The sequence below is a fragment of the Blautia wexlerae DSM 19850 genome, assembly GCF_025148125.1.
Classification (GTDB): domain Bacteria; phylum Bacillota; class Clostridia; order Lachnospirales; family Lachnospiraceae; genus Blautia_A; species Blautia_A wexlerae.
Genome location: NZ_CP102267.1, coordinates 4,212,720 through 4,238,265, shown reverse-complemented (window position 1 = coordinate 4,238,265; position 25,546 = coordinate 4,212,720). Strand labels below are relative to the sequence as shown.

Annotated in this window: 28 protein-coding genes and 3 pseudogenes; 18 read left to right on the top strand and 13 right to left on the bottom strand. The window is 36.1% G+C overall.

The features are described 5' to 3' along the window. The first annotated feature begins 1 nt into the window (after position 1). The 11 genes from NQ550_RS19580 (at position 2) to NQ550_RS19530 (ending at position 12,667) form a co-directional block, all read left to right on the top strand. On the top strand, positions 2-3,448 hold the full coding sequence (locus NQ550_RS19580) for a type I restriction endonuclease subunit R (RefSeq protein WP_025580689.1): 3,447 nt from the start codon (positions 2-4) through the stop codon (positions 3,446-3,448). A 13-nt stretch (positions 3,449-3,461) separates the two neighbouring features. Further along, positions 3,462-4,958: a DUF3800 domain-containing protein gene (locus NQ550_RS19575; protein ID WP_025580690.1), complete on the top strand. Its 1,497-nt coding sequence runs from the start codon at positions 3,462-3,464 to the stop codon at positions 4,956-4,958. A gap of 53 nt (positions 4,959-5,011) precedes the next feature. Continuing rightward, complete coding sequence (locus tag NQ550_RS19570; protein ID WP_025580692.1) at positions 5,012-5,653, top strand: hypothetical protein; 642 nt, start codon at positions 5,012-5,014, stop codon at positions 5,651-5,653. An 18-nt stretch (positions 5,654-5,671) separates the two neighbouring features. After that, the gene (locus tag NQ550_RS19565) at positions 5,672-6,124 is read left to right on the top strand and encodes a DUF4869 domain-containing protein (RefSeq protein WP_025580693.1); all 453 of its coding nucleotides are present in this window, start codon (positions 5,672-5,674) and stop codon (positions 6,122-6,124) included. Further along, positions 6,114-6,515 (top strand): ATPase, encoded by a 402-nt coding sequence (locus NQ550_RS19560; protein ID WP_025580694.1) that lies wholly within the window; start codon positions 6,114-6,116, stop codon positions 6,513-6,515. The genes NQ550_RS19565 and NQ550_RS19560 overlap by 11 nt, the downstream gene beginning before the upstream one ends. A 1-nt stretch (position 6,516) precedes the next feature. Beyond that, on the top strand, positions 6,517-7,188 hold the full coding sequence (locus NQ550_RS19555) for a hypothetical protein (RefSeq protein ID WP_025580696.1): 672 nt from the start codon (positions 6,517-6,519) through the stop codon (positions 7,186-7,188). Between the two features lie 69 nt (positions 7,189-7,257). Next, a complete protein-coding gene (locus NQ550_RS19550) occupies positions 7,258-8,172 on the top strand; it encodes a HamA C-terminal domain-containing protein (protein ID WP_025580697.1) in 915 nt (304 codons plus the stop codon). Between the two features lie 22 nt (positions 8,173-8,194). Continuing rightward, a complete protein-coding gene (locus NQ550_RS19545; RefSeq protein WP_025580699.1) occupies positions 8,195-10,726 on the top strand; it encodes a DEAD/DEAH box helicase in 2,532 nt (843 codons plus the stop codon). Positions 10,727-10,834: 108 nt separating this feature from the next. Further along, positions 10,835-11,872, top strand: coding sequence for a hypothetical protein (locus tag NQ550_RS19540; protein ID WP_259838555.1), 1,038 nt, complete (start codon positions 10,835-10,837; stop codon positions 11,870-11,872). Between the two features lie 245 nt (positions 11,873-12,117). Continuing rightward, positions 12,118-12,366: a type II toxin-antitoxin system prevent-host-death family antitoxin gene (locus NQ550_RS19535; RefSeq protein WP_025580702.1), complete on the top strand. Its 249-nt coding sequence runs from the start codon at positions 12,118-12,120 to the stop codon at positions 12,364-12,366. A gap of 1 nt (position 12,367) precedes the next feature. Next, entirely contained in the window at positions 12,368-12,667 is a 300-nt protein-coding gene (locus NQ550_RS19530) for a type II toxin-antitoxin system RelE/ParE family toxin (RefSeq protein ID WP_025581235.1), read from the top strand. Between the two features lie 324 nt (positions 12,668-12,991). Here NQ550_RS19530 and NQ550_RS19525 read toward each other — a convergent pair. Both NQ550_RS19525 and NQ550_RS19520 read right to left on the bottom strand, forming a co-directional pair. Then, positions 12,992-13,135 (bottom strand): annotated as a pseudogene (locus NQ550_RS19525) (relaxase/mobilization nuclease domain-containing protein); the annotation flags it as partial. Beyond that, positions 13,102-13,425, bottom strand: a complete 324-nt coding sequence (locus NQ550_RS19520) for a plasmid mobilization protein (RefSeq protein ID WP_025581237.1) — start codon at positions 13,423-13,425, stop codon at positions 13,102-13,104. The gene NQ550_RS19520 and the pseudogene NQ550_RS19525, both read right to left, overlap by 34 nt. A 285-nt stretch (positions 13,426-13,710) precedes the next feature. Between NQ550_RS19520 and NQ550_RS19515 the strand changes: the two genes are divergently transcribed. The 3 genes from NQ550_RS19515 to NQ550_RS19505 are packed head-to-tail and all read left to right on the top strand — an operon-like array spanning position 13,711 to position 15,286. Then, a complete protein-coding gene (locus NQ550_RS19515) occupies positions 13,711-14,466 on the top strand; it encodes an 8-oxo-dGTP diphosphatase (RefSeq protein WP_025581238.1) in 756 nt (251 codons plus the stop codon). Positions 14,467-14,521: 55 nt separating this feature from the next. Beyond that, positions 14,522-14,731, top strand: coding sequence for a hypothetical protein (locus tag NQ550_RS19510; protein ID WP_025581239.1), 210 nt, complete (start codon positions 14,522-14,524; stop codon positions 14,729-14,731). A gap of 24 nt (positions 14,732-14,755) precedes the next feature. Continuing rightward, positions 14,756-15,286: a hypothetical protein gene (locus NQ550_RS19505; RefSeq protein WP_025581241.1), complete on the top strand. Its 531-nt coding sequence runs from the start codon at positions 14,756-14,758 to the stop codon at positions 15,284-15,286. A 177-nt stretch (positions 15,287-15,463) separates the two neighbouring features. On the opposite strand, the gene NQ550_RS19500 is transcribed toward NQ550_RS19505, so the two are convergent. The 5 genes and pseudogenes from NQ550_RS19500 to NQ550_RS19480 all read right to left on the bottom strand — a co-directional run bounded on the left by NQ550_RS19500 (position 15,464) and on the right by NQ550_RS19480 (position 18,068). After that, a complete protein-coding gene (locus tag NQ550_RS19500) occupies positions 15,464-16,261 on the bottom strand; it encodes a YhfC family intramembrane metalloprotease (protein ID WP_161293065.1) in 798 nt (265 codons plus the stop codon). 19 nt (positions 16,262-16,280) lie between these two features. After that, positions 16,281-16,583 carry a hypothetical protein gene (locus tag NQ550_RS19495; RefSeq protein ID WP_025581243.1) on the bottom strand — a complete coding sequence of 101 codons (303 nt, stop codon included), beginning with the start codon at positions 16,581-16,583 and terminating at the stop codon, positions 16,281-16,283. Positions 16,584-16,592: 9 nt separating this feature from the next. Next, on the bottom strand, positions 16,593-16,799 hold the full coding sequence (locus NQ550_RS19490) for a helix-turn-helix transcriptional regulator (protein ID WP_003865061.1): 207 nt from the start codon (positions 16,797-16,799) through the stop codon (positions 16,593-16,595). Continuing rightward, positions 16,796-17,125, bottom strand: a complete 330-nt coding sequence (locus NQ550_RS19485; RefSeq protein WP_005608366.1) for a DUF6442 family protein — start codon at positions 17,123-17,125, stop codon at positions 16,796-16,798. Before NQ550_RS19485 ends, NQ550_RS19490 begins: the two co-directional genes overlap by 4 nt. 179 nt (positions 17,126-17,304) lie before the next feature. Continuing rightward, positions 17,305-18,068: pseudogene (locus NQ550_RS19480) on the bottom strand (IS5 family transposase). 235 nt (positions 18,069-18,303) lie between these two features. On the opposite strand from NQ550_RS19480, the gene NQ550_RS19475 reads away from it, so the two are divergent. Together NQ550_RS19475 and NQ550_RS19470 are read left to right on the top strand one after the other, a co-directional pair. After that, entirely contained in the window at positions 18,304-18,483 is a 180-nt protein-coding gene (locus NQ550_RS19475) for a hypothetical protein (RefSeq protein WP_008705291.1), read from the top strand. A gap of 624 nt (positions 18,484-19,107) precedes the next feature. Next, positions 19,108-19,233 (top strand): annotated as a pseudogene (locus tag NQ550_RS19470) (helix-turn-helix domain-containing protein); the annotation flags it as partial. A gap of 237 nt (positions 19,234-19,470) precedes the next feature. On the opposite strand, the gene NQ550_RS22185 reads toward NQ550_RS19470, so the two are convergent. From NQ550_RS22185 to NQ550_RS19435, 6 genes are all read right to left on the bottom strand, one after another. Continuing rightward, on the bottom strand, positions 19,471-20,070 hold the full coding sequence (locus NQ550_RS22185) for a response regulator transcription factor (protein ID WP_025580613.1): 600 nt from the start codon (positions 20,068-20,070) through the stop codon (positions 19,471-19,473). Further along, positions 20,051-21,355: a sensor histidine kinase gene (locus NQ550_RS19455; protein ID WP_025580612.1), complete on the bottom strand. Its 1,305-nt coding sequence runs from the start codon at positions 21,353-21,355 to the stop codon at positions 20,051-20,053. Before NQ550_RS19455 ends, NQ550_RS22185 begins: the two co-directional genes overlap by 20 nt. Positions 21,356-21,388: 33 nt before the next feature. Continuing rightward, a complete protein-coding gene (locus tag NQ550_RS19450) occupies positions 21,389-22,036 on the bottom strand; it encodes a hypothetical protein (RefSeq protein WP_021738928.1) in 648 nt (215 codons plus the stop codon). Beyond that, the gene (locus NQ550_RS19445; protein WP_025580610.1) at positions 22,027-22,731 is read right to left on the bottom strand and encodes a hypothetical protein; all 705 of its coding nucleotides are present in this window, start codon (positions 22,729-22,731) and stop codon (positions 22,027-22,029) included. The genes NQ550_RS19450 and NQ550_RS19445 overlap by 10 nt, the downstream gene beginning before the upstream one ends. Beyond that, positions 22,724-23,425 (bottom strand): ABC transporter ATP-binding protein, encoded by a 702-nt coding sequence (locus NQ550_RS19440; RefSeq protein ID WP_081703311.1) that lies wholly within the window; start codon positions 23,423-23,425, stop codon positions 22,724-22,726. Before NQ550_RS19440 ends, NQ550_RS19445 begins: the two co-directional genes overlap by 8 nt. Positions 23,426-23,546: 121 nt before the next feature. Continuing rightward, a complete protein-coding gene (locus NQ550_RS19435) occupies positions 23,547-24,587 on the bottom strand; it encodes a hypothetical protein (RefSeq protein ID WP_024726896.1) in 1,041 nt (346 codons plus the stop codon). 302 nt (positions 24,588-24,889) lie between these two features. Here NQ550_RS19435 and NQ550_RS19430 point away from each other — a divergent pair, with 302 nt between their 5' ends. Together NQ550_RS19430 and NQ550_RS19425 are read left to right on the top strand one after the other, a co-directional pair. Further along, a complete protein-coding gene (locus NQ550_RS19430; RefSeq protein WP_008368839.1) occupies positions 24,890-25,114 on the top strand; it encodes a helix-turn-helix domain-containing protein in 225 nt (74 codons plus the stop codon). A 146-nt stretch (positions 25,115-25,260) separates the two neighbouring features. Beyond that, complete coding sequence (locus tag NQ550_RS19425) at positions 25,261-25,464, top strand: hypothetical protein (protein WP_004614949.1); 204 nt, start codon at positions 25,261-25,263, stop codon at positions 25,462-25,464. Positions 25,465-25,546 lie beyond the last annotated feature (82 nt).

Genomic DNA, 25,546 nt, shown 5'->3' with positions numbered 1-25,546 from the left:
TATGGCAAGATTAAAAGAATACAATGGTCATTATTGTGAATCAGAATATGAATATGCCTTCATTGGCTTTTTGGAAGCGGAAGGTTGGAAGTATTCTTCTGGTAATAATATCCGTCGTATTACAAAAAGAGATGTACTGATTGCTGATGATTTCAAGAAGTTTATAGCAGACACCAACCCGGATTTGACAGAAGACGAGGTGACACAGATATATGATAATGTTCGTCTTGTAGGTGCGGAAAGTGATTTTGCTACTTTGCATAAAGTATATGGCTGGATGGTAAATGGTGTTCAGTTTACGACGCAGGATGGATTGCCAAGAATGATACCACTTATTGATTTTGATAATTGGGATAAGAATATTTTCCGTGTAGTGAATCAGTTTACAGTAGAATATACAAATAATGGTCAAAAAGAAAATCGCAGACCGGATGTGCTTCTGTTTGTAAATGGTATGCCCTTGTGTGTCGTTGAACTTAAAAATCCCGTTGATGCCAATGCGACTATTTATGATGCTTGGGAACAAATTAATATTCGATACTGGAGAGATATTCCACACCTTTTACATTATTGCCCTTTGGCTTGCATTTCAGATGGTGTGAAAACAAGATTAGGTACAGTACGTACACCTTACGAGCATTTTTATGCTTGGCGTAGAGTAAACGAAGGAGATGTTGTATCCACTCTTCCTTTTGCAGAAACAGAAACTATGATAAAGGGTGTTTATACACCAGAGCGGTTCGTGGAGATTTTTAGGGACTATATCTATTTCCAAGATAGTATTTACGACAGTGATGAAGTAGAAATCGTATGCCGATATCCTCAGTTCTTTGCAGCAAAACTTTTAAAACAAAGTATTGTAAATTCTGTTGTTACGAGGAGTGGTAAAGGTGGTACATATTTTGGAGCAACTGGATGTGGAAAAACATATACGATGGCTTTTCTCGCACGTCAGCTTGCACTTCGTTGTACTGATATTCCGGAAATCGGTTCACCAACAATTATATTAATTGTTGACAGAGATGAACTGCAAAAACAAGGTTCAAAGCTTTTTACAAAGAGTAAAGAGTTTCTTAATCTGGGAGAAGTATCTGTTGTAAAAAACAGAACACAATTAAGGCAGGAACTTGGTGCAAGACAAAGTGGTGGTTTTTATATTTGTACCATTCAGAAATTCTGCGATAGGGAAGATGACAAAATCGGACTTATCAATGATAGGCAGAATATTATATGTTTTTCAGACGAGGCTCACAGAACACAGCTTGAACATTCTAAGAAAATTCAGTTTAGTAAAGATGCCGATGAAAATATGAAAGCTATGGTTTCAAAACCATATGCAAAAGTATTGAAGGAAGCATTTCCACATGCTACTTTCGTTGGTTTTACCGGAACGCCTATTGCGGAAACTTATCAGACCTTTGGTGATGAAATTGACCGATATACAATGGATCAGGCAGTTGCAGATGGGCTTACTGTTTCCATTAAGTATCATCCGCGTATTGCAAAGGTATTGCTTGATAATAAAAAAGTAAAAGAAATTGAGAATTATTATAAAAAATGTGCAGATGATGGTGCAATATATGAGGATATCGAAGCAAGTAAGAAAGCAATGAGCTCCATGGAAATAATTCTTGGTGAGCCTTCCAGACTTGAGCGTCTTGCTACAGATATCCACAACCATTATGTTGCGTCTTGTGCAGGTGATCCGGATAGAATACAAAAAGCAATGGTTGTATGTTCTAATAGAAAGATTGCTTATGCATTATTACAGAAGTTTAAGGATAAATACTCGGAATGGTTTGAGGAAAAGAAATCACCTGATGGGGTTTCTGTAACAGAAGAGGAACTGAAAGAATTGAAACCGATGCCATTTATGGCAATGGTATCTAGTGTCGGCAGTAATGATGAAAAAGATATGTATGATTATCTTGGCGGAGTTAAAAATGATAAGCGTTCAGAAGAATTGGATGCTGCTTTTAAACAGGAAAAATCAAATTTCAGTATTGTCATTGTTGTAGATATGTGGATTACGGGCTTTGATGTTCCTTGCCTTACATATTTATATAATGATAAACCTCTCAAAAAGCATTTGCTGATACAGACAATAAGCCGTGTAAACAGAAAATATCCGGGGAAAGAATATGGTATGGTTATCGACTATATTGGTATTCGCGACAACATGCGTGAAGCCATGAAGGTATATGGAGGAGATACATCTGTTGCACCGACATCCGATGATGTTGAGCAGGCTACATCAGTGTTTAGAGAAGAACTAGAAGTGTTGAAAAACATGTTCACAGGTTATGATTTATCACCATTTTTAAATTCGGAATGTGATCCGATAGAACGATACAGACTCCTTGCAAAAGCAGCGGAATATGTATTTGTATCAACAGAAGAATTACAGTTGGAAGGAAATAAAGGTGTTCAGAAAGTATCTTTCAAAACCTACTTTTTAAAGACAGTAAAACGAATGAGGGCAGCTTTTGATATTTGTCAGCCTTCCGGTTATCTTGGGGAAGAAGAATCTGCACTTGCACAATGCTTTATGGCTATAGCAGGTTTTGTTCGTAAGATGAGCGGAACAAGTGAAGTAGACACTGATACGATGAATCGTGCAGTTTCAAAGATGGTTGAAGAAGCATTAAAATATAATCAGGTGGAAAGTGTTCTTGAAAGCGGAGAGGAAGAAGATATTTTTTCACCGGAATATTTTGAAAAATTATCTGATGTCAAAATGCCGGCAACTAAATTGGAACTTCTTGTGAAAATGCTCCGTAAACAAATTAAGGAATATGGAAAAGTTAATCAGTTAGCTGCAAAATCATATCAGGAAATGTTGGAAAAGACGATTGCAGAATATCATGAAAGACGTAAACATCTTACTGCTGAAGAAGCTGGTGAAGCACAGGAACAGGCATCAGAGGATATCATTAAGATTGCAACGGAACAGGCTTTAGCTATTCTTCGTCAGATGAACGAAAATAGGGAGAGTTTTCGAAAAATTGGCTTAACATTTGAGGAAAAAGCATTCTATGATATTTTGATTTCTTTGTGTGACCAATATAACTTTGAATATGGAACAGATAAAGAAGTGGATGGTGTTATAGTCAATGATAAATGTAAAGCTTTAGCAAAGAAAATAAAAGATATTATTGATACAAAGTCTTCGTTTGCCGACTGGCTCAATAACCAAAATGTAAGAAATGGATTGAAATTGGAAATTAAAATATGCTTGGTGAAGAATGGTTATCCGCCACAGTATAGTCCGGAAGTATTTAACAAAGTTATGGAACAGGTGGAGAATTTTGAGGAGTATTCTGGAACAGAAGGTATAGGAAATGAAGCATCTACTTCTGGGAAAATTTATGAGTATAAGCCAGAGTATAAGGTGATGATGGTTGCGGAAGATTCGTCGAAGTATGGTGATTCAAAAAATAATCAGTAGGGAGGTGCTGAATATGAAATACATGTTTTTCTATGATGAAACAGAGCATAGTAGAAAAATTAATTATGAGACTGTTACTGCGAATAATTACTGTGATAATTTTATAACTGGAATTGTAGGGTGGAATGCAGAAGAAAATGAATGTATTTCTGACAGATATCTTGCTTTTGAATCGAAGTATACTTATAGAAAAAAAGACGGAGAACTAAAAAGCCAGACTATGAAAGCAAAAGATTTTAGGCTGGGGTTTGCGTCTCTTAATAATCATACTATTGAGTTTTATGAAGACCTTGTATCATTGCTTGATGATAAAATAGTTATATATTTCTCTGTGTTCAGCAAAATAGAATATGTTATTAACCAATTATTTGTAAATTATCACAGTTCTATGTTTATTGATGTTGATTACATGAAATACTCAATAATTAAGGCTATCAATATATATCGACCACAAAAGGTGATAGAAGCAATCTATAAAGAACCACAAATATTTGTTAAAGAACTACGGTCTTTTTTAGAAGATAGGATTATTAATAATCAAGCTAATAATACTTTGAAAGAATGTGAGAATCAAGCTTTTGAAGAAGTACTTATACTGCTTGAGGACACAGAGGTACCCGAAACATTAGATTGGTCCTATTTTGCACCTTTTGATGGATTTAAGAAGTTATTGACAGAGATGAATATTTATGAATATCAGTTGATGATTGACCGAGAAGGGAAAGAATCTCATACATTGAATTCTGCAATAGATGTAGGTCTTGAAAATGTCACCGAAGAAGATTCTAAGGATTATGTTGGAATCAGAATGGCGGATATGCTTGTTGGATTAATATCTCGCTTGATGCAATCATTGAAGATATCATTAACCGGAAATTATAAAGAAGGGAAAATTAAGAGGACTCTTTTGGATTCTGGCTGGTTTGCAGTGAATCAAAGGCAACTTGATTTGTATAAGAAATTATATCTGGCAATTTGTGAGAATAATAAATATTGGTATAAAACTTTTTCTGGAATATATTCGGATGATTTAGTGTCTTTTGTAGCACTTCTTCAATTTATGAATCATTTTTCAGATGCAGATGAGATTCGTAAAAGGAATATAGAAATGCAACCAGAGTATTATAATGCCTTTGTTTGCGAGAGTTTGAACAAACGTTACGAAATAATGAGAAATAAATTGCCGATTTATCCTATATTAGAAGATGACAAAAATTATTTTTACAATCAAAGAGGTGCAATAGTTTATAAGGATATTAGTAATCAACCTATGTTGCCCTTATACAGTAGAAAGAATGAATTCTATGTTCTTTCAGTTGGATTTTCACAGAATGGAACTCCATTAGTAACAATCTCTGAAAATGATAAGCCGATATGTTATAGGTTGCCGGAGGATTATGGAGAATGGGCAATGAATGTAGTTGGAATGGCTAATATGGGTGAAAGATTATTCCCATGTAAAGTAGTGTTTTCGTTAATTGATGGAAGGTATTTGGTTGATATTTTATAACATTTAGGGAGTTCAGTAATTTATATTTATAGTATTAAAAAGTGGGTGAATAGATGGAAAAAATTTCTTCATATAATGTAGATATAGATAAAACAGCATATATGAATTGGAGAACCAGACCGCATCAACCGATTCATGATATGATGATTATTGCTGACGGATATATGAAGGCAGCGATAATGCTCGCACAGGACTGTTTGCAGGACAATATGGATAAGAAGGCTGATATTGTGGTTTTCCCAATATTGTTTTCGGCAAACCATGCAATAGAGTTGTATCTAAAATCTATAAACTGGTCTTTGAATATGTTGCTTAATGAGAAAGAGTCCTTTTGCGGAGGGCACGATATCAGGCAGATATGGCATACAGTAAAAAAACGTATGATAAGTTTTGAATCCGATAAAGACCAGAGAAAACAATTTAAGGAAATGACAAAAGAACTCGACGACTATATTTTAGAATTATATGACAAAATAGATAAAGACCATAATGCTAATGCAAAGATGAAAAATATGGATTTTTCACGGTATCCGTTTAATACAGATGACGAATATCATTTTTATATTGAGAACTATGGAAATGAGGTTGTAGATTTGGAAATGTTTGTGGAGGTATTCAAAAAAATAGGTGATAACTTAAATTGTATTGCTGGATATTATGAAGAAATGGCAACGTTTGTTTCTGATTATGATTGAGAGAAGGAGTGACACCGAATGATAGATATATATACAGAAAAAAATGATTCTAAAGACTGGATACTTCAAAACGATTTGTATTTCAATTTGAATACAGGTAATGAAGAAATGTCTCAAAATGAAATAAATCTCATTCAGCAAGTAGATGAGGCGAAGTTGACACCGGATAAGCATATTGAAACAAAATATGGTTTAGGTACAATCCGTAATTTGTCATCTGGCTGCAAGACATTACTTAATATTGTAAAGCATCCTGATAAGGTGGTGAATGTAGAAGAATGTGGTCCGAATGTGCTTAAAATAATTTTTACTATGGATAATATAAAGATTTATATGTCCAGACCATCGCTTTTTGATATCCCGGATGATGTGCAAATCAGATTCAATGATTCTGATATAGTGACCGGAGGGAAAGGATATAATGCCTGGTGGGGCAAGGAGTATGAAAGGAGAGAAGCAGATGATTTATAAGAATATTACATTTAAAGCAGATCCATTTTCATACAATCTGGAATTTGACGATAGAATAACTCTTGTTGGCGGAAATAGCGGTACCGGTAAAACAGTGCTTTATGAAATGTTAGAAGATCTACGATTAACTAACGAATACAAAGCTATAAAATTGTTTAATTACAAATCAGATAATTTCTCAGAATCGATTGAACAGTGCAGAGATAATTTTATTGTAGTCGATAATGCAGATAATTTGATTAATGATGAGGTCAGACGTTTTATTAATTTTGAGCCGTCGAATCAATATATGCTTTTCCTACGAAATTGCGACGGACTAAATGTATCTGATAAGAGCTTTAAGGTGTTGAAGTTTGACAATAATAGGATAACACTGGAAGAGGAGTTGTGATATGAAGTATTTATGGACAGAAGATACCGGCGCAGGACTTCACTTCTGGAAATTGGTTAACCAACTTTTCTTTAATGATGCACTTGTGGTCGAAAGTAAAGAAAGCAATCAGGGCTTATTGGATGCATTGGCAGAGATAGATATGAAAGAGGACGATAAGTATTATATTTCGTTTGACTATGTGGTTGATAATCAGGATATTCGTAATAAGTATCGTATGTTGAAATCAATAACAGATAAGGCAGAAGGAAAGATTATCATTCTGGATATGATTTGTTTTGAATATCTGATTCTTGCTTTTGATAAGCTGGTGACATGGACAGGCACTGGAAAGACAGATAAAATCAAGATCCGTGAAGAGGTTTTATCAGCAATTGAGGATCATAGAATCAACTTGTCAAAGATTGATGATGTGAAGACATTACAGTACTTGGCAGGTTTTAAGAGATACTCTACAGAGCGTGTGATGAAATCATTGGTGGGTGAATTTACACAAAACGAGAAGTGGTCCGTTAAGGGTTCGCTTATGGGTGAGTGCTGGTACAAGGATTGTTGTGTGTCAGAACATCCGGATAATCTGAGGTGTGGTAAGCCTGAGATTGAGGATGGGAATGAGAAGATGAGAATGCTGATACAGTCGGAGGAAGTACATCGCATATTAGAGTTCATGTAAATTGGTTATTTCTGAGTAATATTAAATTCTTTGAAATAACTATGAAGGAAAAGTGGCGGAGGCGGATTATTGAAGGAGAAGGATATATTGAAGAGGCTTGTTAAGAATGATGCCTTGTTCAGAAATATACACGTAATAACACAAAATTATGATATTATTCCAAAGGACAAAAATCACATGGGAGCTTATATTGAATTCCAAGATTTGAATGAGTTACGTGAAGATTTTTTGGAGGAACTGATAGATTCGATTGTTGACTGGATATATAGCTCCGACAAGTTTGCGGAGTTGAAACAAAAAGCAATGGATAAAGGAAAATCAGATGCTGCAGCAACTCAGGAGGTTGGTAGAAAAGCAAGGCAGAAGTTTAGAGCTGACCATAATACTGATGAATTGTTAATCCAGGGGCAATTCGGAGAATTATTATTATTTCATTTTATACAAAAATTTATGCAGGCAACACCTTTATTGAGAAAAATGAAGATAGCTACATCTTCAGAACATGAAAGATTTGGTGCGGATGCAATTCATTATAAAATTCAGGATGCAAAAAATATTATAATCCTTGGAGAAGCAAAAACATATAGTAGTAATTACAAATTTGCCACAGCATTTTCTGATGCATTAAATAGTATTGTTAATACATATAAAGAGCACAGGAGAGAGTTAAATCTTTATGTGCATGAGGACTTTTTGGATAATGAGATGAATCAGGTTGCAGAAGATTACTTGAATAATACACTTGAAAATGTTGAGGTTCATTTAGTTAGCATAATTACCTATAATGAAAATAAAAAATTGGAATTTGATACGGAGACAGGGATTAAAAATCAAATAGAGACGATAATTGCAGAAAGATATCATTTGTTTGATAATAATAAAATTGATATTGAGAATAATCCTATACTGAGGCGGATAACATATATTGTTTTTCCTGTATGGGATTTGAAAGGTTTGGTTGAAGAATTCCAAAAGATGATATGATTCAAAATGAGGTACATGATCTATGGAAGAGAAAATGAAGCAAGTTCTTTATAAATGGCTTGAAATTGATCTGGTTAATATTGCTAAAAAAATGGGACTGTCAAACAAAAGTTGTGATGTAAATTTAGAGTTACTTATGGATACAATTCGGTGTCTTGATTATGAATCTATTGTAGTTAAAAAACCATCGGTTAATTATATTATTACTGTTATCGGTTTAATGTGGGAGCATGTTGATCATACTAAATTTGATTTAAGAAAATTCGTTATTAAAATCTTATCACGTATCGGATATCCTACTTCTGCAATAATATGTGATAAAGATTTCGATAAAGAGAACGGAACTTTTTCAGGATTAGATAGTTGGATAGATGAGGTTGCTCTGACAATTAATCAAACGAAAAATGAGATTATGGTTGCTAACCAAAAATATCTTCTTACAGATTATCAAAAACAGATATGGGATAGTATGGATAACGATAAGGTATTGGGAATATCGGCACCGACATCAGCGGGGAAATCTTTTGTTATTCTTTTGAAACTTGTAGATAGGTTGATAAATGATAATATAGATATTGTATATATTGTTCCGACTTTAAGTTTATTAAATCAAGTAACTGAGGATTTTAATAGAGAATTGAAAAAAGTTGGAGTAACAGATTATTGGATTTCAAATTCATTTGATGATCAACAATTATCGAATAAAAAGAATATTTATATTATGACACAGGAAAAAGCCATAGCTGCTTTTTCTGATACAGAGAAGGCCTTTACAAAAAGATTGATACTTGTAGCAGATGAAATCCAAAATATTGAAAGAATAAGAGAGGACAAGGATCAAAGAGCTAAAATTTTATATGACACTTTAATTGAATTTAGATATAAAGATAATGTTGAACAAATTATTATATCGGGACCTAGAATAGAAGAAATTGAAAAAGTTGGTAAAAGTATTTTTGGCATTGAAACAAAAGATCATACAACGGATATTAGCCCGGTACTCAATTTAACATATAGTATAAAAAAAGTTGATAAAAAATATTACTTGAAACAGTATTGTGCATTGACGCAGGAACCATTGACTTTAGAAATTGAAAATGCAGAAATTATTGAGGGATATGGAAAAAAACAGTATACGGATAGGTATTTGTCATATCTAAACAATGTAGTAAAAGGAGTAGGTGAGAATTGTCAAAATATAGTTTTTTCACCGACTTCAGATTCCGCGAGAAAGATTGCAATGGCCTTAGGTGACACAAGCAACGGGATTGAAAGAGAACTTATTGAGTATTATGGTATGACGGTTAGAGAAAATTATTCTCTTTGTAAAACATTGGAAAAAGGGGTTGCGTATCACCATGGAAAGTTACCTATGCATGTGAGAAGAACCTTAGAAAAAGCTATAGCAGATAAAAAAATAAATACGGTTGTGTGTACGACTACCTTATTGCAAGGAGTCAATTTGCCGGCTCAGAATGTTTTTATTAGGAACCCACATCTTTATGTTAAGAAACAAAAGCAATCTTCTGAATTGACGAATTATGAGATGGCTAATTTGCGAGGTCGGGCAGGAAGATTGTTAAAAGATTATATAGGTCGAACATTTGTGATGGATGAGGATGAGTTTATAGATTCGGAAGGCTACGAGCAACTTGAATTATTTGAAGATGTTACCAAGGAACTTCCCTCAGGCTATGAACAAAAGTTTGAAGAATATAAAGATTTTATAGAGGAAGCATTAGATAATAATACGCCAGTAGATGCAACTATGAAAAAATATGGATATATTATTTCATATATAAGACAATCTGTTTTGAAGTATGGTGCTGAATCGCGTGGTCGTATGAAAAATGTTGGAATAAAGCTTACACAAAAACAGGTTGCAGCAATTATATTAAAACTCGATTCAATAGACGTTCCTAAAGAAATTTGTTATAAAAACAGGTATTGGGATCCGCTTGTATTGGATTATATTTATAATGAATATGATGGAAAACTCCCTAATACACCGATGGAGAAAGGTGCAAAAAGTAAGTTGGATAAGGCAATGCGTTTTCTTAGGGAAAATGATGTAACGGCTGAAATGTATAATAAAAATATACCTTCAACATATAGAAAGAAGACGATGCGTAGTATAATGTCTAGCTTATCATTACAGTGGGCTACTGGAAAGGCACTTTGTGAAATATTGAACAACTCAAGATATGAGGGAGATGATGGCGCGGATAATATTGATAGTACTATAGAATTGTTGCAAAATACAATCTCGTACAACTTACCATTGTTGCTAAAACCTCTTTATGATATGAAACAATCAGAGAGTCCTTTTTTGAAGTGCATGCAAGTAGGAGCTTTTGGTGTAGTAGAAAGATGCATGATTGAAATGGGAGTTCCAAGGGAATCAGCATTGTATCTGTATAAAGAGATATTTGATGAAAAAGAAATTAAAGTCAAGAATCGATTAGAGTTAGAACAGATAATAAGAGAAAAGATTCGATTAGAATATAAAAACATACCATATTGGATACAGGTGCAGTTGGATTTTTTGATTTAATTTTAGGTATGTTTTATATAAGATTAAAGGAGATGATGCAAAATGATATATGTTATAGAATCTATCATTTTTATTGCAATGACATATATATTTAATAATATACGAAATATGAAATTCTATACATGGGTATTAGAACATAATAAATATACATTTGATGTGTGGGCTCAAGCAAAAGAGAGTTTTGCTTACAATGTAACAAAGATTGTAGAGACAATGCCAACATTTTCATTTGCACCTACAAGCTGGGATTACTATCAAATGAGAAAAGAATGGTATAATACCTATAATATCGGTGAGAAATTTTTAATATGTATTGGAATGACATTATTAGCTATAAGAGGAATAGTCGGGAATGTTTTAATAGATTTAGTATTTGTTATTACATTTTTGTATGAACGTAAAGTTTTGCGGATAAATTCTATAATTAATTTGGTGAAAGAAATAGATGTTGGGGCAATTATAGAGTCTTTGGTAAGTTTTATTTCTGAAAATGGAAATGTCATATTGCTTATAGTGTTTGTTTCCTTAGCGGTATATGCAATGTATGAACGAAAAAAAATTGCAACCTATCAATTAGAGGCTATTTGGGGGAAGGATGCAACAAATGTTAAACAAGTAGCTGATCGGCAAAAAGCAATTGAAGATATATTATTTTGTCTTAGAGTCAAAATCTATAATAATTCATGTGTTATTAAACAAAATATTCGATTTATTGAGGCGAGAAAACACACCAATGATTCTTATTTGATAAGTAGATATGAAGATTACACAACGGAAATAGAGCAAATAAAAAAACTTTTAGCTGAAATATGGAATATTCCGTATGGAATAACAATCTATGCTAAACATAATCGAAAAGCATTTGTTCAGTTAAGAATTTTGGAATTACTTCTAAGCGATAATATTGGACATATAGAATTGGATGAATGCAATAAGCCAGCACTTATAAAAATAGATTTAACTCAATCAAATAGTGAATTAAAGCGGGAGTTTATGATAAAGTGGACGCATTGTATATCTCAAGTGGATGGAATAACTAGGTATTTAAAATATATGAATAAAAAGATGATGAGATATCAAAGGTTGATTACTAATGTTACAGATGTAAAAGAACTAAAAGAAATTGTAGAAAATATAAAAGACTGAGCAATAGGTGAATTATATAGAGCTTGCAATACACATGACACTAGACTATAATGTTCCTATGGCAACAGTTTGGCAACAACCATTCAGTAGGTCGAAATAATCATTGTAATTTATATAAAAATGTGCCCCATATCCGAATATATGAAAGTATAAAGCTGTAAAAATCTACGTTGAATTTTACAGCTTTTTGTGTATAATATAAGTAGTAGAAATAATACGAAATCAAAGGAAGGAGCTAAAGGAATATGGCAAATATTTTACCAGTGTCTGATTTGAGAAATTATAATGAAGTTCTGAAAAATTGTCATAAAGGAGAACCAGTATACCTAACAAAGAATGGTAGAGGACGTTTTGTAGTTATGGATATTGAAGACTATGAGCGTGATCGTGCAGAGAAAAAGCTTCTCCTGAAGCTGCAGGAAGCTGAAGAAGCAGTGAAAGATGGCGAAGGTTGGCTGAATCTGGACGAACTGAAAGCACTTGTGGGGGAATAAGATGTTAAAATTGCGGATCAATCCGGTTGTTGCAAAGGATTTGAAAAACATTCGAGATTATATTGCTGAAGATAACGAAGATTATGCAGCAAAGACCATAAAGGAAATTTATGGCAAATTTGAGAATCTCCAGATGTTTCCAGGGATGGGTGCAGATCTCTCAAAACGAGTCAGCTTTCGGACGGACTATAAATATGCGATATGGGAAGATTATGTGATTATCTACAAGGTAAGCAACGAGTATGTAGATATCTATCGTGTCATCAATCGGTATCAGGATATTACGAGAGTTTTTGATTGATAACAAATTGATAACACCGTTCAGTACAGTCTGTAGACTTTGGACAGTGGAACACATATAAAACCAGATAGAGCCATGATTCTTATACAAAAATGTATAGAGGCAAGATTTTATTTGCGAATTCGAATAAAAAACTATGAGTATTCCAAAAAGAAACCTTAAAGAAGTCCACACCCGAAGAAAAAGCAGTAAATAAGCTGTTTCCAGCCGTTCTGAGAGAAAAGTTACAAAAGAATTGAATATTACGGTTCAAATGAGACTTTTTCTCACAGTCTCGATTATTATCGCCTTTGTCCATTCCATTCTTTTTTCCATTTCTCTTGTCATAGAAAATTCAAGATCTGCAGTTTCCGAGGAACAGCCAAAACTGGAAACTAACAGTTTTTCATCTGTTTTATCTGGATTCGTAATATAGTCCAGAGTTTTCTTGTCTGTTACTTTAATGGGGAAGATCTTAAGATACGCCAAAATTCTTTCTCCATCTCTTTCAATTCCTGCGTTTCTTCAGAATACAGATCTCCGGTACTGTTTACTTTTTTCGTAATCTGATTAATATTCACACCGATCTTATGCATTTCCTCGTATTGTTTTTTTAATGGAGTAGTGTCTGTATTGACAATATAACCGTCAATTGCCATTTTACGAAGATAAGCTCCCATGTTTTTAGTCTTTGATTCAATCATCTTTCTGCGAATCAGCTTCTTTTCTTCGGGGGAAACACAAAACAAGATCTGTATATTTCTTTTTCTCTTTGCCATAGATAGATTCTCCTTTCATTGGTTGCTCAAAGTAGTGGCTTTTGTGTTTTTGATTTAGGGCAGGGTTCCCTAAATTGCTGGTTTTTTTGGAAGTGTATATACACTTCCTGTCCTTGCTATTTACCGGTGGCACAGCCGCTGGAAGAGAGTCTTTTGAAAAGAACCCTCTATAGATAAGGTATTCAGAGAAGAAAAATAGGACATCGCAGATCTGAGGTATGACGAAAGAAGGATTCTATGGTATAGTAAAATCTGAATGAGAAAAGAGGAAAAGAGGTCTTACCGATGTCACGGAAAAACCATGAAATGATAGATGGAAAATTACTGCAGACTGACAAGAAATATGCTCAGTTGAAATTAAAGCAGAAAGAGAAGATTGCAGAATGGATGTTCCAGGCAACCAGGGATTATTATATGAAAAAATACACTTTCCCAAACGACAAACATCTGGAAGAAGTGGTGGATATTGTGTATGAAAAAATTGAAGATGCAGAAATCTGGATTCCGTATGGAGAGGTATTCAAGCATTACAAATCCAAACGATCGGATATCAATAAACGTATCAGAAGATCTCTGAATGAAAAAGAAGAGAGTCGGATTGAGAAGGTTTGCTTTATGAATATGTGTATGATCCAAGATGACAAAGGAAATGTGCTGGCATTGGATAAAGTGAATGACAGCTATACAGGGACAACTTTTCCAGGTGGTCATGTGGAGCAGAACGAGATATTTCAAAAATCTATGATCCGGGAAGTTTGGGAAGAAACAGGTCTTACGATTGAAACACCGAAGCTCTGCGGTTTATATCATTGGCATAAGGGTGGAGTACATTATGTGATTACGCTGTACAGAGCTGATAGATTTATCGGAGAATTGACAAGTTCGGAGGAAGGGCAGGTGTATTGGATTCCGCTGGAAGAATTAAAAACCAAAGAATTGGCTACAGGTATGGAATACGTTTTACAGATCTTGGAGTCTGAGCAGGTGAATGAGTGTTATATGCATCTGGAAGCAGATGGATATGTTGGAGATTTATATTAAACGAAGTATCTACTTGGGATAAAATAGTTGTTGTGATGAAAATGGGAGAACAATAATGAATGAAAAATTAGAAATGGCAAAAAATTCCTTATATAATGCAAATGAAATAAAGGATATTAAAGAAAATCCGGTTGTTGAATCAGTTTTATTGGCACCTATAAAGGCAATCCCTGTTTTGGGGGATTTAATTGATTCATCAACAAATAAGTTATTAAATGATTTTCAGCAAAAGAAAGAACAGGAATTGTTAGATGTTATTTTGTAAGATGATCATTCTATAACATCGGAAATGGTAAATGATGTAGAGTTTATCATCAATTTTGCACGAGCAAAAGAGGCAGTGCAAAGGTTGGCAACGACCGATAAAGTTGAGTATTTTGGAAATCTTATACGAAATGGTTATTTGCAGGGGAAACATATAGATGGTAGTATTTTTGATGAATATATTCACATATTGAATACTATGTCGTATAGAGAAATACAATATTTAGTTGAATACAAAAAATATTGTGAAGATTCATCTAAAAGAGGTAAATCAACGAAACACATAAATGGTAGAACATATAGCAACAAATACGAATCGTTTTGCAATGAATATTCAAAGCAAATAAAGGTATCTCCAGGAGAAGTTGATTACGTGTTCTTACATATTAAACAAACGGGATTCATTGAGGAAGAATTTGAAACAGAGTCTGGAGATGTAGATGAAAATGATAATACATTTGACTCATTGGATGTTGAAAGTAAGGGATATTATATAACAAAAGAGTTTCTGGATTTTTATGAAATGGTTTTGAAAAGAAATAAAAATAATGGATAAATAAAAAGCTACTTCTGTGAGGTTGACTTGCAGAAGTAGCTTTTTTTTAGATATTGGAGGGGGTAATAAATAAAGTTAATTGAATATCCAATCATCAAAAAGGGCACAAAAAACACTGTATTTCTACGGTGCGTTCTGTCAGATATATTCTGTTTTATGATAGCAGAAAACTGGAATTCACAGTTCTTCCATCCTTCCCATCTTCAGCGCCATAACAAGAGTTCCGGCTGCCATCACAAAGACACCAATTTCAATCACATAGATGGGAAGAAGCGCCGGACCTGCCACGGCAAAGAAGTCCACGATAAAATGAATCCCATATGCAAGAACCGCTGTAAAAGCCGCTGTCCTGCATTTGCCTGCCTTTACCGCCCGGTAGATCAGCAGTGACAACCCGATATGCAGAATGATGGCACTGATTCTTTCGATTCCGCTTACAAAAAAGAGTGGTGCCGGTGTTGTCCATAGGGCCGACAGCTGTGACACGATCTGGTTTGCAGACTCAGCAGGAAGTGCCGCCAGCGTATTCTGCATGGCTCCGCTGTTGATCATCAGCATGGACACAAGATTGCTGATTCCGGAGAGTCCTCCGATTAGAATGGCCTCCACACCGCCATGCCCGATTCCATACATCAGTGCATTTGGAAAATCCAGCCATTTCTTCATCCAGAACTTCATGGCAATCAGTCTTCCGGTCTCTTCAAAAACCGCTGCAGCCAAAGCCGCGTACACATAGTAAAGCCATGGCCTGCTCTGTGCGTTCAGTCCGCAGAACTGAATGACAAGAACATGCAGCTGCTGTTCCAACAGCATGGCAAACAGCAGATAGGTTCCTGCTCCGATAAAGAACGAGGAAATCCTTGCCTTAAGCTTCACCCTTCCTGCAATGAACAAAGCAATCGGTACCCCCATCGAGAGGACAACGGAGCAGATAACTCCCGCTATCGCCAGACCTGATATTGTGTTCAATTCCATCTTTATACCTCCCTGATTCTCAAAAAATTCCTTTATTGTATTTGAACTGTCCATACAATATAAAGCCTAATCCGACAATAACTGCTGGAAGAATGATATAATCTATAATTATTTCACTCCAAAACGAAACAATAAAACCTAATACAAGAGATATTCCTATAATCAGCGTTCCTGTGCCGACTGTTTTTCCATACTTTGGTATATCTTCTTCCTTTACTTTTCGCCTGTTATAAGAGTGAATTGTGCTGATATTGCCTTTGATATTTACAATTCCCACAACAGATATGAACACTCCCAAAATCAACATTATAATATCTTCCATAATGACCTCCTAAAAATAGAATAGTTCCTCAAATTTTTTGTCCAATGCAATACAAAGAATTAGAGCCAATTTTGCAGTTGGATTAAACTGTCCTGTTTCAATAGAACTAATGGTATTTCTTGATACCCCTACCATTTCTGCAAGCTGAGCTTGAGAAAGATTTGCTTCTGTGCGAACTTCCTTTAAGTGATTTTTCAGTTGTAATTGTTCTTTCATATTCTCACCTCTAAAAGATGGCTAACAAATCCAACAAATGCCAAAATGGAAAGCACAAAAAACAGAACAGTCAAGACCAAATCGCTCTTTCGCTTCATTTTGATAAAACGAACTAACCATTGTGTTGCAATAATGCTGAAGTATATAACCCACGGACTGTAAATCATAGTATGAGCAAGCACAGAAGATAACAGCGAAAGCAAACAACACACTAAAGCACCAACTCTGCTTGCGTGACTTCCGGCTTGATATACCACTTCCATTTCAGCCAAGTCCTTATTGCGATGTTCTTTTCTGCTTGCATTTAAGATTTCGTCCTTTTTCATAAAAACACCTCCATACCAAGTTTTCTTTGCATATTTTATATCATACACATACCAAGTTTTCTTGTCAATAGAGTTCATAAAAAAGTTACAACCGATATAAGAGATAACTTTTCTACCACTTGGATTATGCGTTAGATTGGAATCTTGCTAGAGCGTGTCTGAAAAACATTTTAAATTGTTTATTTTAACCAAATTAATATTGAGGCGATACAAATAAATCCCAAGTAGGTTGCAGCTAATTTGTCATAACGTGTAGCGATTCGTCGGAATGCTTTTAATTTCAGAAAATACTTTTCTACTAAATGGCGTTCTTTGTATAACCACCAATCACAATGACGTTCAAATTTAGCTCCCTTTCGGGATGGAATGGTTGGCTCTCCACCGCGTGCGTACACATAATCAAGCAATTTATTACTGTCATATCCTCGGTCAGCTAACACATTGCTTCCGTTTATTTCAATTTGATCGAGCAAAGGGATTGCATAATTGATATCATTACGCTGTCCCTCACTGATCATTAAATAAACTGGATATCCATAGGCATCTACTACCGCATGGATTTTGGTGCTGGCTCCTCCACGACTATGCCCGATTTCATTTGAAGGCCCCCTTTTTTTGCACCGGCACTATGCTGGTGCGCCTGGATAATAGAAGCATCAATGGATAATTCTTCCAATTCTGCTTCAAGACTTAAAATACGGAAAATATTATCAAGGATACCATCATCGATCCATTTTCGGAATCGGCTATAGACAGTTTTCCATGAACCATAACGTTCAGGAAGATCGCGCCAAGGTGCCCCACTACGTGCAAGCCATACAATTCCATTCATAATGATACGATTGTCTTTCCTTGGACGTCCTTGTTTTCCAGTATTTTCAGGAGGTAATAAAGGTTCAATGCGAAGCCATTCTTCATCAGTCAACTCATATCGTCTCAACATAGTGAACACCCCTTTTTCTTTATTTTATCATGAAAAAGGGAAATAAAACATGCGTTTTGTGCAATTTTTATTTTTCAGACACGCTCTAGTGTGAAGTATTATATAACCAAATTGAAGGAAAAGAATTATCTGAAGAAGCAGGGAAGTAGCCAAAAAGGGAAATGGGTGATATTAACAAAACGAGATTAACACTTGTATCAATTCATGTTAAACTATGAAATGTAAGGAGAGAAAGATGCCTAGAAAACCATCATTAGACGGCAAAGATTCTAGTCTGAGAATCAGGATGTCACCAGAGCAAAAAGAAAAGCTAGTATCTTATGCAGAGAGACATTATCAGACTATGAGTAATGTAATATTCCAGGCGTTGGACATTCTTTACGCAAGAGAAGAACAACAAAATAATAAAGAGTAAAATGGAGTTATTTTGGAGTTTATTTCTTCATGCTTGAATGAAAAAGTAAATTCTACATTCTAATATACTCTTGCAAGGTAGAATTAAAAAATACATTTAACCCATTTCTTCATAAGCGGTGCGAAAAACACAAAAACAGAACGCACGTTCGAAATATAAACCTCTAATAACAGCCTTTGCGTGTCATGAAACGCAGTCCGCAAAGGAGTTTGAATAATCCACATATTTTTTAGCACTCCTCTTTGGCACTTTTTTGATAATCCCCTTTGTAAGAATCAGAAAATCCGATTCATACGGAGCACCAGAGAAAACATCAAAAAAAGACACAGAAACATAGAGAAAAAAATTAGAAGCCTTGCATCAGGGAACGTCCTGACGCAGGGCTTTTTCAGTCCTGAAAGGAAAGGGAAGAAAAATAGTGCAGTATCCCGGAAGCGCCGGAAAAGGAAGTTTTTACAAGTGAGTTTGCTAAAAAAATGCAAAGTGGGTGTGCGAAGGGACAGGACATATAAGCTTTGTATTCTATCTGGCAAACTAGACAGACTTAAAAGTCATATTCTACCTTCGAGGGGTATGCTTTTCATCTAAAATAGAGTACGATTAATAAAAAAAGGAGGTAGATGGATGGATCTTATCAAAATTGGAAAATATATTGCAGGTAAGCGAAAGTCATTGGGGATGACACAAAAGCAACTGGCAGAAAAATTAGGTATGAGTGATAAGTCTGTTTCTAAATGGGAGCGAGGAGTTTCCCATAGTTAAAGATACCACACCCAATATCACAAACTCACGCTTAAACAATATTCCTTAGTCAACCACATACAATAACAAATACAAAAAAGCTGGAAGCAGACTTAATTTTGCTCCCAGCTTTTCTTTATTGTTTTGATGAAGTCGTTCAATGATACTTGTTTTTGCTATCTGCTTACATAATGTGCATACTTGTCACTTGTGTTCTGATATATCTGTCCCTCTTATTGCCTAAACTCATATTAAGGGTGTGATATATCCAAGTGCAATAGCCTTGTTATAGGCTTCGATAGCATTTTTAGCCCCCAGCTTATCATAGATGCTTTGGATATGGTTGTAAAGTGTCCGTTCACTGATATACAGTTCTTGCGCTATTTCATGCTTTGTTTTCCCTGTTCCAATCGCCTTAATAATTTCCGCTTCACGATCTGTCAGGGGATCTAATAAAGGGGGCGTAGTGGATTTGTGACCTTTACTAATAGCTGTAAGTTTTTTTACCAGCTCATCAGCAGAAGCCGACTTGTCAATATAACTTACAGCACCTCTTTTAAGTGCCTCCTGTCTATAAACCGGCATATCATAAGAGGATAGCATAGCCACTTTTGTTTTTGGCTTTTTGTTATATATTTTTTCTATCAGGTCAATGCCAGAATTCTTTGACTGATCTCTTAGGTTAACATCCAATAATACAATGTCCCATTCGTCTACGGAAAGAATATTCCAAAACTCTGTTTCATTACTTACATAGTGACAGATTGAGATTGCGTCCCAATCTTCCAGAAGTTTGCTTAAACTCTCTCCAAATATCCTGTGGTCATCAAATAGTAATATCTTCATTTTTTCTCCCCAAAACTGCCGTTGCAGTTAAAATACCATCTTTTTCTAAATACTGAATGTTACCGCCATTCCCATTTATCAACACCGTTAAGAACAGCATACCACCTTTAGAAGAAAGAATGTTTTCAATGTCATTCGATTTCGCGCCGTCATTTTGACAGGTAATTACGAGTTTACTTTCTTCATTTAACGCGATTTCCAAATGGATAAAAGAAGCGGCAGCGTGTTTATAAACATTGTTGACAAGCTCTTTGATTATCTGCATAGTCTGTTCCAAACTGTTATCTTTTTTCAAAGCAATCCTTGCTTCGCTGTCAATGGTAAAATCTATAAATATATTTTTCTTTGGGTACAGCTTCTTAATGGCGTCAAGCATATATTCAATATGTTCCCATGAAGCATACCCCGAAAAGATATTAGACGAATAGAAATTCATCATATTTCTTATTCGCAGTTCCAAATCAGATAATATCCTTTTTGTTTCATCAATAGCTGGTGAGCGAAGCGACAGAAGATTTTTGGCACCTCCAATATCTTGAAGCACATCGTTGTGAAGTAGCATTGAAAAATCTTCCCTCTCACTTGCAATATAGTTCGTTAATTCATAATACTTTGTCAGCTCGTTGTAACGAGCTTCCATGTCGCCAAGATGAATGACAGCAAAGGCCTCAAATAAAAGCATTATAAGCTGAAAAAACACATTGACTTGCAGGGTGGACAAATCAAAGCAATAAAGTACGATTGTAAGCAAAGGAATCATGAAAACAAGGACATATCTTGCTTTCCTCTGGGCAATCGGAAGAATATTAACCTGTTTCAAATTTATATATTTATAATCAAGGAAAATTCCCACGAACATTCCAATTAACATAGTTATCGCAGGTAGAATTCGGAAATTGAAAAACGACAGTATGATAGACGCAATTCCAAACAGCAAGCGAACCATTTTCCCCCGGCTTGCGTCAGTTCTTACCAGCATTATTCCGATAATCAATGCAAAAACCAGAAATGCACCCGTGTATAAGGTGGAAAATCCATCATACATCAGCGCCGCAATAAAGGAAACAGAAAGCAGGTTCCAGCCACATTCGGATATTGTTGCTTCTCGCCGTGATGTCATTACATGAAGATAGAGCAGATTGAAATAACAAAGCAAGACGGCAATCGACAATAAGTTGATGACTCCATCATTCGCAATCCCTTTATGTATTCTATCCAATATAACCCATAAAGTCACAATACCCGCATGAAGAAACAGATACGGATAGAAGCGTTTATCCTGCATAGACCCCCCTCCTTTCAGCTAAAATTCATTATGTTAGTAATATGATGATACGATCCGTTCTTTAGTCATCAGACATAAACCACACGCAGTCAAAACTATTATACTCACTGGAGAAAATAGTAGCAACACCCACACATTATTCGTTTTCATAAATATCCCACATTTTAAGACAACCAGCAAAATATGAAGCAGTGTTGCAAAGATAGGAATACTCTTAAACCAGTTCATATTTCTAATCCAGAGAATCAAAACATTTATAAATGCCGAATACAATATGCTAAGGATCAGAAAATAGGTGCCTAATAACAAGATAAGGTTTGGCAGGCGAATGGAAATTATCAAAAGTAGAGGAAACAAAAGGATCAGCGTTCCAATCCATAGTGATAGCAGATTCTCCTTAACAATACTTGAGATTTTAATACCATTAGCAAGTTTCCATTCTATTCTCTTTGTGATTTTTTCTTGCTGCAACATATCCTTGCTTATTTCTCCGGCAAAAAAGATAAATAAGCACAGGTATCCATCAAGCATAAAATACTTTATATCAACGCCAAATACAATGTTTTCTGAAATATCCCCAAAGTTCATCAGAGAGATCATGCCGAAGATAGCTGCTACCGCACTCATAAATATAAAATTCCAGTTCAATACCCTTTTAAGGTTTAATGTTATCAAACCCATTCGCCATCCCTCCTGATGACTGTTTCGTTGCTCATGTGCCGAGCCTTAAAGAAACTTAATAGTGCAAACATCATGCAAAGTGCAACATCAACCACAATAATCAAATAGTCAATTCCTATATGATGTTGATTCACAAACTCTGTAATTCGTTCTGCCGACATCGCAATCAAATAAACCAGTGCAAAATTACCAAAGAACAGAACATTTTTGAACAGTTTTACTCGTTTTACATCCAGTACAATGATATTCAAAGCGACAATCTCACAAAAACTAAGTACAAGAATACTAAGATAAACGCATACGATCCGCCCAAAGCTCATTGTCCAGTCGGTAAAGTAATAGCAACTCATAAAAACAAAGAACGGGATAATACCAGAAAATCGGAAAATCTGTATCGAATACTGTTTTATAATCTCTTTTACTGCAATTCCAGAAGCTGCAAAAAATTCAATTCTCCGGCTTAACTTATCCTTTGCTGTCAAATCTACAATCATAGCACCGGATTGCAGGGAGGTAAGACCAAAAATAACCGCATAGAGCATTAGGACTAAATAATCATCTCCCTTAGACTGCAAGGTGTCCATCTGCATTGCAAAGCTCATAAAAATCGCCAGAATGGCAACAATCGCAGTATCAATTAGGAGGCTTTTACTTCTGGTAAGATAGTAGCCTGCGCCTTTTCCCATGTTACTCATGCCGATTGCCCTCCTTAATAAAGATTTCTTCCAATGATTGTCCTTGCATTTCTTGAATACCCTTATCAAACAGCAATCTGCCATTTTTAATCATAGATACATCATCAGCGCACTTTTCAATCTCGCTAAGGTCATGTGAAGTGATAATAACCGTTTTTCCGTCAGCTTTTAGAGCCTCTATCAAACTACGGATTTCTACTCTGGATATGGGGTCTACACCCGATGTTGGTTCATCCATGAGCAGAATATCCCGTCCCATCATAATCACAATCAAAAGGGACAGTTTTCTTTTCATTCCTTTAGAATAAGTGCTAACACGCTTTCCTAAATGCTCGGTCAATCCTAATTGCGTACAATAGCCGTCTGAACGATCATTTATTTCAAATCCAAAGTATTTCCCAAAAATTCTCAAATTTTCAAGACCAGTCTGTTCTTCATACAGATAGTCATTTTCAAGCTCCATTGCATATTTCCCTGCAATGTTGATTGTCCCTGCATTTGGCTGGTATACCCCTGTAATCAAGCGTAGCAGTGTTGTCTTTCCAGAACCGTTCGGGCCAATAATCGCATGGATTGTATTTGCTTTTACATTCAGGCTAAAATTCTCAAACAAAACTCTGCCACCAAAACCTTTTTTTAAGTTCTTTACTTCAATCGCATTTTGAATCTCAGACATATTTTTTGCTCCTTTCATTTGGTGCTCCACCATATAGGTATAGTGTATAAAACGAAGAAGCATTTTGCATGAGTAATTACTGCAATTTCGATACTGCCATCAGGCAAATGTCACAGAAACCTCACAACGAGAAAAAAATTTAGTATTCTGTCAGTTCCACAATTACATTACTTTGCAGATACAGCCAGTCCGTAAATTCTTTCGGGCTGGCTGTTCCTGTTTTTACAGCCTTTTTTCTCTGCAAGGCTTCTTTCTTAAAGTCGGAAAAGGCAACCTGTATTTTTTCCAGACGGTCAGCCGGAAAGCCTGCGGTATTCTTTACTCGGTTTATTTTGTTGCGCCAGTTCTGGCATTCATTTTTATAAAGCAGGTCATAGTTGTTTTCTCTTGCCCTCTCGTCAAATTCCCGCTTGTTTTGAAGCGCCTGTACTTTTCGGCACTTGTCGCTGCACAGCTCATACCGCTGGCTCTTTGCCAGAAAATATTTCCCGCAGACCTTGCACTGCCGGAAGCAAAGCCCCCAGTCATTCAGCCTGTTCAGATAATAGGTAATCAAGGGGTAGAGGGACGCATAGGCAGACACACATTCTTCTGTGCGCCGGTTGTCCGGGAACCAGAGGTCAAGCCGGGTATCTTCTGACGGTGCGCCTTTGAAATAAAGGCTGCCAGTTTGAAAATGTTTCGGTTTTCCTGTTTCTCTGTCAAAGATCATGGTTTCGTTATGGAATACCCCGGTCAGGCTGCTCATTTTATCCATGAAGCGGTCACAGGCAGCGTTACGGTCACGAGGTTCTCTGGCAAGCAGATAGCTGTTCCAGATACGGAACGCCACATACATTTTCAGAGGGTCGTTGCTAAGATATTTCTCCCAAAGAAATTCGCTTGCCGCCTGCTCCAGCTCCGGCTGTTTCCATCTGTTGGAGTGGAGGGCTTGCCGCAGCGGAGAAAGCCCATATAAGTTCCAATCTCTGTCCGTGTCACGCTCAAAGTTTATCAAAAAAGTTCCCAGTGGGCGTGTCATATCACAAAGCACCTCTGCGTTTTGGCTCCCGTTCAGACGGAAGCGGATCTGCTGTTCTTCCCCAATCAAAATCCGCTCTTTCATTTTCTTCCTGTCCAGCGTCAGGACAAACAAAATCCTCTCAAAACATGGCTCATGCCGTATAAACTGATTCTCCATCCCTATCCCCTGCCTTTGTTTATGGTAATTATATAATTCGGTTATATCTGTTACACTCATGGTATCGCAGAAGCATTGTTTTGCCAATGATAGTCCGCTATGATGATTGCAGTTGGTAATTTCGTGCCACACAGTACCTTGACAAGTGAATGACCGTCCAAAAGGGATATGACCGGCAGGAGAAGTGACGCATCCGGCGCACCAATGCAGGGAAACACCGCAGGAATGGGGCAGGAAAACGGCTTTTGGGGAGAACGGCAGCAGGAAGCATTTTAACCTATTTGATTTATGGGAGGAACAGAATGAACGATAAAAAGAGATTGAACAGCTACGAGGATTTACCGCTGGTTCTGGATGTGGCGGACATTCAGCGGATTATGGGAATTTCAAGAGCGAGCGCCTATGAGCTGGTACACACACCCGGCTTTCCAGCGTTCCGCAGGGGCAGACTTATCAAGGTCAGCAAAATTGCTTTCTTTGAATGGATGGCAAAAGGCTCCGAAACCGTACCGAGAAGCGACAAATAAGCGTGAGTTATCATTCCCTGACTGCAAATACTGCCGCACTTTACAAAGGGGTATACAGAGGGAAAAACCTTAAAAATGATACCGAAACGCTACACCAAAACAGCCTATCTGCGTACATCAGATAGAAACGGAGAAAGGAGCCGGTTATGGCAAGAATGAGCAACAAGCGGCGGCTGGAATGGTCTTTCTTCTTAAATGACCGCAGCCGTATCACTTACAACGAACTGTGCCGGAAATGCCAGCACGAATGTAAACAGAGCTTCCGGGCGGTTGTGGTTGACTGCCCGAAGTATCTTTCCAAGCGTTCCAAGAAAAAGGACAAGACTGCCGGAAACGGCAAAATCCCTTAGAAACTAAGGGCGCACTTCTATACATAGTCTAAAGACCATGTATCGTGCGTCCTGCGGAGCTTACCTCTGCCGCTGATAAAAT

What these genes read in the sequence shown, in the direction of transcription:
- NQ550_RS19500 (WP_161293065.1), bottom strand. Translation starts at nt 16,261, where the DNA reads ATGGAATTGAACACAATATCAGGTCTGGCGATAGCGGGAGTTATCTGC.
- NQ550_RS19570 (WP_025580692.1), top strand. Translation starts at nt 5,012, where the DNA reads ATGGAAAAAATTTCTTCATATAATGTAGATATAGATAAAACAGCATAT.
- NQ550_RS19565 (WP_025580693.1), top strand. Translation starts at nt 5,672, where the DNA reads ATGATAGATATATATACAGAAAAAAATGATTCTAAAGACTGGATACTT.
- NQ550_RS19435 (WP_024726896.1), bottom strand. Translation starts at nt 24,587, where the DNA reads ATGGAGAATCAGTTTATACGGCATGAGCCATGTTTTGAGAGGATTTTG.
- NQ550_RS19520 (WP_025581237.1), bottom strand. Translation starts at nt 13,425, where the DNA reads ATGGCAAAGAGAAAAAGAAATATACAGATCTTGTTTTGTGTTTCCCCC.
- NQ550_RS19535 (WP_025580702.1), top strand. Translation starts at nt 12,118, where the DNA reads ATGGCAAATATTTTACCAGTGTCTGATTTGAGAAATTATAATGAAGTT.
- NQ550_RS19475 (WP_008705291.1), top strand. Translation starts at nt 18,304, where the DNA reads ATGCCTAGAAAACCATCATTAGACGGCAAAGATTCTAGTCTGAGAATC.
- NQ550_RS19450 (WP_021738928.1), bottom strand. Translation starts at nt 22,036, where the DNA reads ATGGGTTTGATAACATTAAACCTTAAAAGGGTATTGAACTGGAATTTT.
- NQ550_RS22185 (WP_025580613.1), bottom strand. Translation starts at nt 20,070, where the DNA reads ATGAAGATATTACTATTTGATGACCACAGGATATTTGGAGAGAGTTTA.
- NQ550_RS19425 (WP_004614949.1), top strand. Translation starts at nt 25,261, where the DNA reads ATGGCAAGAATGAGCAACAAGCGGCGGCTGGAATGGTCTTTCTTCTTA.
- NQ550_RS19530 (WP_025581235.1), top strand. Translation starts at nt 12,368, where the DNA reads ATGTTAAAATTGCGGATCAATCCGGTTGTTGCAAAGGATTTGAAAAAC.
- NQ550_RS19555 (WP_025580696.1), top strand. Translation starts at nt 6,517, where the DNA reads ATGAAGTATTTATGGACAGAAGATACCGGCGCAGGACTTCACTTCTGG.
- NQ550_RS19560 (WP_025580694.1), top strand. Translation starts at nt 6,114, where the DNA reads ATGATTTATAAGAATATTACATTTAAAGCAGATCCATTTTCATACAAT.
- NQ550_RS19440 (WP_081703311.1), bottom strand. Translation starts at nt 23,425, where the DNA reads ATGAAAGGAGCAAAAAATATGTCTGAGATTCAAAATGCGATTGAAGTA.
- NQ550_RS19455 (WP_025580612.1), bottom strand. Translation starts at nt 21,355, where the DNA reads ATGCAGGATAAACGCTTCTATCCGTATCTGTTTCTTCATGCGGGTATT.
- NQ550_RS19505 (WP_025581241.1), top strand. Translation starts at nt 14,756, where the DNA reads ATGGTAAATGATGTAGAGTTTATCATCAATTTTGCACGAGCAAAAGAG.
- NQ550_RS19575 (WP_025580690.1), top strand. Translation starts at nt 3,462, where the DNA reads ATGAAATACATGTTTTTCTATGATGAAACAGAGCATAGTAGAAAAATT.
- NQ550_RS19515 (WP_025581238.1), top strand. Translation starts at nt 13,711, where the DNA reads ATGTCACGGAAAAACCATGAAATGATAGATGGAAAATTACTGCAGACT.
- NQ550_RS19545 (WP_025580699.1), top strand. Translation starts at nt 8,195, where the DNA reads ATGGAAGAGAAAATGAAGCAAGTTCTTTATAAATGGCTTGAAATTGAT.
- NQ550_RS19485 (WP_005608366.1), bottom strand. Translation starts at nt 17,125, where the DNA reads ATGAAAAAGGACGAAATCTTAAATGCAAGCAGAAAAGAACATCGCAAT.
- NQ550_RS19510 (WP_025581239.1), top strand. Translation starts at nt 14,522, where the DNA reads ATGAATGAAAAATTAGAAATGGCAAAAAATTCCTTATATAATGCAAAT.
- NQ550_RS19495 (WP_025581243.1), bottom strand. Translation starts at nt 16,583, where the DNA reads ATGGAAGATATTATAATGTTGATTTTGGGAGTGTTCATATCTGTTGTG.
- NQ550_RS19540 (WP_259838555.1), top strand. Translation starts at nt 10,835, where the DNA reads ATGAAATTCTATACATGGGTATTAGAACATAATAAATATACATTTGAT.
- NQ550_RS19580 (WP_025580689.1), top strand. Translation starts at nt 2, where the DNA reads ATGGCAAGATTAAAAGAATACAATGGTCATTATTGTGAATCAGAATAT.
- NQ550_RS19430 (WP_008368839.1), top strand. Translation starts at nt 24,890, where the DNA reads ATGAACGATAAAAAGAGATTGAACAGCTACGAGGATTTACCGCTGGTT.
- NQ550_RS19445 (WP_025580610.1), bottom strand. Translation starts at nt 22,731, where the DNA reads ATGAGTAACATGGGAAAAGGCGCAGGCTACTATCTTACCAGAAGTAAA.
- NQ550_RS19490 (WP_003865061.1), bottom strand. Translation starts at nt 16,799, where the DNA reads ATGAAAGAACAATTACAACTGAAAAATCACTTAAAGGAAGTTCGCACA.